The organism is Sulfuricurvum sp. (genome assembly GCF_036279695.1).
In the GTDB taxonomy this organism is placed as follows: domain Bacteria; phylum Campylobacterota; class Campylobacteria; order Campylobacterales; family Sulfurimonadaceae; genus Sulfuricurvum.
The window spans coordinates 1-6,038 of record NZ_DASUIQ010000109.1 but is presented as its reverse complement, the minus strand read 5'-3'; the positions used below and the strand labels follow the sequence as shown (position 1 = coordinate 6,038).

General features: G+C 46.5%; 6 protein-coding genes. 5 read left to right on the top strand and 1 reads right to left on the bottom strand.

Going from position 1 to position 6,038, the window contains the following annotated elements; all coding sequences use genetic code 11:
- From VFW36_RS10760 to VFW36_RS10740, 5 genes are all read left to right on the top strand, one after another.
- Window positions 1-549: succinate dehydrogenase/fumarate reductase iron-sulfur subunit (locus VFW36_RS10760; RefSeq protein ID WP_329658817.1), on the top strand; the 549-nt coding region annotated here is incomplete at its 5' end.
- 64 nt (window positions 550-613) lie between these two features.
- A complete protein-coding gene (locus tag VFW36_RS10755; protein WP_329658816.1) occupies window positions 614-1,111 on the top strand; it encodes a YajQ family cyclic di-GMP-binding protein in 498 nt (165 codons plus the stop codon).
- On the top strand, window positions 1,108-2,070 hold the full coding sequence (locus VFW36_RS10750; RefSeq protein ID WP_329658815.1) for an HD-GYP domain-containing protein: 963 nt from the start codon (window positions 1,108-1,110) through the stop codon (window positions 2,068-2,070). Before VFW36_RS10755 ends, VFW36_RS10750 begins: the two co-directional genes overlap by 4 nt.
- Window positions 2,067-2,693 carry a DNA-binding protein gene (locus VFW36_RS10745; protein WP_329658814.1) on the top strand — a complete coding sequence of 209 codons (627 nt, stop codon included), beginning with the start codon at window positions 2,067-2,069 and terminating at the stop codon, window positions 2,691-2,693. The genes VFW36_RS10750 and VFW36_RS10745 overlap by 4 nt, the downstream gene beginning before the upstream one ends.
- Before the next feature lie 12 nt (window positions 2,694-2,705).
- Window positions 2,706-3,704, top strand: a complete 999-nt coding sequence (locus tag VFW36_RS10740) for an HD-GYP domain-containing protein (protein WP_329658813.1) — start codon at window positions 2,706-2,708, stop codon at window positions 3,702-3,704.
- On the opposite strand, the gene VFW36_RS10735 is transcribed toward VFW36_RS10740, so the two are convergent.
- Window positions 3,690-6,038: helicase-related protein (locus VFW36_RS10735; protein WP_329658812.1), on the bottom strand; the 2,349-nt coding region annotated here is incomplete at its 5' end. The genes VFW36_RS10740 and VFW36_RS10735 overlap by 15 nt on opposite strands.

Genomic DNA, 6,038 nt, shown 5'->3' with positions numbered 1-6,038 from the left:
GGCAGCTGTGCCGTACGGGTAAACGGGCGTGAAGAATTGATGTGCGAATACAAACCGAGTGAGGGGGATTTGATTGAGCCGATCCGAAATGCCCGTGTTATTCGTGACTTGATCGTTGATACGTCATCTATCGAACGATTTAACTGCGCAGGGATGGCATGGAGTGAATCATCCAAAGAGATAAAGGTAAGTGCCGAGGATATGGAGCGGATCGAGACGCAAAGCGACTGTATTTTGTGCACCTCATGTTTTAGTGCCTGTCCTGTATATGCCGCAAATCCCGCATTTTTAGGTCCCTTTGCCCTCACCCGTGTTTGGCGGTATGTGAACGATCCTCGAGAAGAAAACAGCGAGGAAAAAATGGCAGCGGTTCAAACCAACGGCATTTGGGATTGTACGTTGTGCGGAGCATGTGTTCCTGTTTGTCCGCAATCGATCGCTCCGATGCAGGATATCAAAATGCTTCGAATGAAAAGCGCCATGTTAGGTTATCCTGATCCGACAATGAATTTCGGGGGAGGTTTTGATTTGGGGGGATGGGATTTTTAAAACATTAAGGTTTGGTTGTGTTATACTAACTGTATAAATACAAAGTTTATACAGGATAGACATTATGGCATCAGAACACTCTCTCGACATCTCTGCAAAAATCGACCTTCAAGCCTTCAAAGACGCGATAGCCCAAGCCGAAAAAGAGGTAATAGGTCGTTACGATTTCAAAGGGGTTACCTATGAGATCAACTACCGCGAAAAAGAGAAACAGCTTATCCTCCTCGCTTCCAGTGATAACAAACTCGACGCTCTCAAAGACATCGTCGTTGCAAAACTGATCAAACGGGGACTCTCCTCCAAAGCATTAAATGAACTCAAAACCGAAGATGCAAGCGGCGGAAGCCGAAAAGCAACCTACAAAATCGTCGATACCATCGATGCCAAAGAGGCAAAAAAAATTCAAGCCGAAATCAAAAATCTTAAAACCAAAGCAACCGTTGCGATTGAAGGGGAACATATCCGCGTCAAATCAAAACAGATCGACGAACTGCAAAAAATCATGGGGGCGATCAAAGCGATGGAGTGGGAAGCACCCCTCGTATTTGACAATTTTAGATGAAACAAAAAGTAAGCTGTTTTAAAGCGATAGACAAGCGTATTATTACCGAGGGGGAGAATTTAGCGTTCTCTCTTTATATGGCTAATGCCGATAAAAACGGTATGACACTGTTGCTCGAATCGGGCAATACCATCGATGGAGATATGAAGGTTACCCTTCGCTCTGTTGATAAACTCTACACGGAAGAGCGGGAATATCCCGCGTATAAAGCGTACCTCAATCATCATATTCAATACATAGCCTCACGCAAAGATATTCCGACCGAAGAGAAAGCGGCGATTGTCTATGAAAAAGCGACAGAGGTAATGGATACAATGTTCCAAGACCCTGAAGCTTTGGGGAATATTCAAGAGATACAGCCGCTCGTCGGCGGGTTTATCGAGATCGTATTGCACGATTCGGGTGCGGTAGAGTCGTTGATGCAGATTACGGCACATGATTACTATACCCATACCCATTCGATCAATGTGAGTATCTATACGATTAGTTTGGGGGCTTTTTTGGGGATTCGCGGAGAGGAGCTTTCTACCCTTGGAACCGCAGCCGTTTTGCACGACATAGGCAAAAGTAAGGTCGATTACAACATTATCAATAAAAACGGACGACTCGATGATATGGAGTTTGAAGAGATGAAACGCCATCCCGCCGAGGGGCATCAAATCGCATTGAATCTCGGAATAACGGATGAGCGTATCTTGACCGGTATCCGTCACCATCATGAACGGCTCCACGGAGGCGGTTATCCTGATAATCTCAAAGGGGTGAAGATTAGTAGATTTGCCCGTATCATCGGTGTTTGTGATGTGTTTGACGCCCTATCGACCAAACGCTCGTATAAAGACCCGATGACCTCTTTTGAATCATTGCGCCTGATGAAGCAAGAGTTTAAAGAGCACTTGGATATGAGTATTGTGGATGCCTTTATTAAAATGTTACTTAAGCGGGAGCAAACGAAATGAAAAAGATGACAATCGCCGATGCAGCCGAGTACTACAATGTTTCCAAGGAGGCAATCCATAACCGTATCCGACGGGGAAGTTTGGATTGTATTGTCGATAACGGGGTTAAATACGTAGCGGTAGAGTCGGCAAAAGGAAATACGGCTTCGGCTAACATCGCAAACGATAACCGTTATACCCAATACATCGAACAAGAGAATGAACGGCTTCGTGAAAAAGTGGATGTTCTCGAGAAAGAGACGACACGGTTGCGGGATCAGCGTGAGCAAATGTTGATTGACGAACGGGTAAAAGTGGAGCAGATTTACAAAGAGCGTGATGCACAGCTGCGAAATGTTTTGCATGTAGTTGCGACCAAATTTCTCTCTCACGTCAATACCGATACGGTGATGGAAGAGGCAAATGTTGCCGATGCGATCAATGTCGATGTGGTCGACAGTGAGATCGATGAATGGGTATCGCTGAAGTCGTTTTTAAAACTCAAGCGGTATAACGACAAAGAGAAAAAGAAGATAAAAAACCGTTTTGAATCGTTGGCGGATGAAGATATTCGCCTCAGTACCCGAGGGGGGAAAATCTTTTTAAATCCTTCCGAATACGATTATTCGGATCTGTTGCTCTAGGCAACAACGGATGTGAAGCAAATACGTATTTTTCGGCGCTATGATGAGAGCCGGAGAACGGCGTATGTGGAAATCGAAAAGTGGTTTATTGATGTCGGAGACGTCTTGGATTTTGACCTTTTCTTGTTGGAAGGGAATTACTCCGAAAAAACCATTTTTTTGCCTAAGAATACCCCCGTTGATGTAAATATCAAAAAAGAGATGGACGATCATCGCTCTCTTTTTGTCCGCCAAAGCGATCTCCCCGTATATGAACTGTTTGTGGATAAAGTTGTCCAAAGTGCCGCACGCAATGAAAAGATGCCGATCACGAAAAAAGCGGCCGTCATCTATCGCCAAGCATCGGTTATACTCGATGAGATGTTTGAAAATCCCGAAGAGCTTGAAAACGTTCCGAAATCAAAAACAGTTGTCAATACATTTGTCGGGACGATTTTCAGTGATAAACACGCGATCGAGTCATTGATGAAAATAACGGCGTATGACTACTATACCCATACCCACTCGATTAACGTTTGTATTTACTCTCTGAGTTTAGGGGCGTATTTGGAGCTGGATTCGGTAATGCTTGAAGAGCTTGGGATGTCGGCATTGATGCATGATTTGGGGAAATGCCGAGTCGATCCGAAGATTACCAATAAAAACGGAAAACTAACCGAGAGTGAGTTTGAAGCGATGAAACATCACCCTCTTTATGGCTATACGATTGCCCTGAAGATCGGTGTTCACGATAGGCTTATTCTCGATGGGATACGTCATCACCATGAAAAACTCGACGGCAGCGGTTATCCTGATGGGTTGATGGGAAAAAGTATAACACTGTTTGCCCGAATTATCGGTGTGTGTGATGTATTTGATGCCCTCTCGACCAAACGATCCTACAAAGATAGAATGAGCTCTTACGACACGCTAATGCTGATGAAAAAAACGATGCAGCATCATCTCGATATGGAGATAGTCGATGCCTTTATCCGAATGCAGAAGCACGACGACATTTTATCGGTGCTTTGAGCTATAGCGTTTTTCTGCTGGATTTGAGCGTGTTTGTTGGGCTTTGGTGCGATTGAGATTGTTAAAACAGCTTTGACAGATGGCAAATTCCGCATTCGGTGATAGAGGTTTTCCACATGTTTTACAGCGCGGGACGAAGTGACTTTGTTGGAGTGAATTTTCGATAAAACGGTTCAGTTCCCCACGAAACAGTCGTGCTTTTTCCGCATCCACGAAAAACTCCGCCATTCGGTACGACAGCCATAGATACAAACTGATCTCTTTGATCCGATCTTCCGCCTCTTGGAGCTCTTCCATCGATAACGCATAGTTCCCTAATTGCTTCGGCGGGATATAAGCGATCGGTTTTTTCTGCTCCAATGCTCTCACATAACGCTCAAATGATGCCATCACGAGGGGTGATGAGGTGGAGAGCGGTGCGGTAGCGAGGGTGTATTTGGTGCGCATATCGAGATCGTACTGGTCGATAATAGCAGAGGCTTCCTGCATCGATTCGAGATTGGCAGCTCGGAACGGTCCTTCGAATTTCATATTTTCAACGAAAAAATCGACGATGGCGGAGAGCGATTTCTCCTCCAAAATATTCGAGACGAGCATGATGTGATCGAAATTCGCCATCACGTTAAACGGCAAGGCGATAGGCTCGATGTTTTTGGTAAAGAGGGATGTGATGGTTTTGAGAACATCTCCCGTGAGCGCTCCGACATACCCCTTTTCACTAAGACCGTAACGTCCTGCCCGTCCCGAAATCTGTCGTACTTCCGTCGCGGTGAGGTTACGCTGATTTTGCCCGTCGAATTTGTCCGCTTTGGAGAATAACAGTGTTTTGATCGGGAGGTTCAGCCCCATACTGATCGCGTCGGTAGCGACGAGAATATCGGTCTCTCCTTCGCGGAAACGGCGTGCCTCTTCACGGCGCACTTCAGGGCTGAGATTGCCGTAGATAACGCTGGTTCGATAGGTTTTGGAGAGCTGCTGTTTGAGGCGTAGGGCGTTGGAACGGGTAAAGGCGATAACGGCAGTTTTAGGCTCGATAGCGGTGATCGGAGTGGCCGATTTGAGGAGTTCGAGAGGATTTTTTCGCTCAAATTCTACAATCTCCAACGGCTCGTTCAGATATTCGGCTAACGCGATAATCGCTTCGCGGGCATTGGGTGATCCCGTCATAATGACCGTTTTAGCGGGTGCACCGATGATGGCATTCGCCCACGCCCATCCCCGATCACGATCATCGATCATCTGTACCTCATCGATGACACAGCAATCCACTTCAACTTCGAAGCTGAGCATCTCGATGGTGGAGCTGATATGGGTGGCATCTTCGTCGAGGAGCTGTTCTTCTCCCGTGATCAGCGATGCACTCACCCCATCATCCCGAAGGGTCTCATATCCCTCTAACGCCAACAAACGCAACGGTGCGAGATAGTATCCCGTCCCCGCACGTTTAAGGTGTTGGAACGCCGTATACGTTTTACCGCTGTTAGTCGGTCCTGTGTGAAAGATCAGACGGCGGCGCAGTGAACGTGCCAGCGGGAAGAGATTTTTAAAATCGCGTACGGTACGTGCTAACAATGCTTGACGCTGACGTTTGAGGAGTTCTCCCGCTATGCGCTGATCGAAGGCAAACAGTACCCGACGGGATGTTTTGGAACTGATATGCGGGGTGTAGGTGAGATAGGGCAAAAGCAATTCGTAAACGATCTCATAGAGATAGCTGTTCTCCATCTCTAAGAGTTTGGCGCGCTCGCGGCACTCGTTCACCAAATGTTCCAGCTCATTTAAAAATGCTCTCTCTTCGTGGACGCTTTGCTCTTCCACCATCGCCGCTATAGTAAGCTCTTCTTCGTTCCATATTTGTCGGCTCAACTCGTGTGCGTCCAAATGAAGCGACAGCGAATAGTGCAAAGCATCATCCCGATAGGGGAGCTGAAGCTGTTTATTGATCTCGATGATCAAATCATCGTTTGTGACAAATGCCAAAGGGGTATTGAGGTGCCGTCCCAAAACATCCCGTAACACTTCCGTATCGAGTGAGCCGTAGGTTTGAGTGGTTGGGGGGGCGCTTTTGAGGGATGCAATAATCTGTTCGCGGGTTAGATAGCGATGATGGGTGAGATTGAGCGAAGCCAGAAACAGGTTTGTTTGCTCTTGTTTTTGAAGTGTTAGCGCTGTTTTTAGCTCACTGATCTCGGGAACCAAGACCTCCAATGCCTCTTCGTGGAGCCGTTTTTCATTCAGCGGCGGGGTTTTAATGACATGGATTTTGGTAAAGGTTTCATCTTCAAAGCGATAGGTGATCGGAGCGTAATACTCCAGCGTATCGTCGTAGTTGAA

Bases quoted from the DNA above. Each gene is read 5' to 3' on its own strand.
- VFW36_RS10755 (WP_329658816.1), top strand. From the start codon at position 614: ATGGCATCAGAACACTCTCTCGACATCTCTGCAAAAATCGACCTTCAA.
- VFW36_RS10750 (WP_329658815.1), top strand. From the start codon at position 1,108: ATGAAACAAAAAGTAAGCTGTTTTAAAGCGATAGACAAGCGTATTATT.
- VFW36_RS10745 (WP_329658814.1), top strand. From the start codon at position 2,067: ATGAAAAAGATGACAATCGCCGATGCAGCCGAGTACTACAATGTTTCC.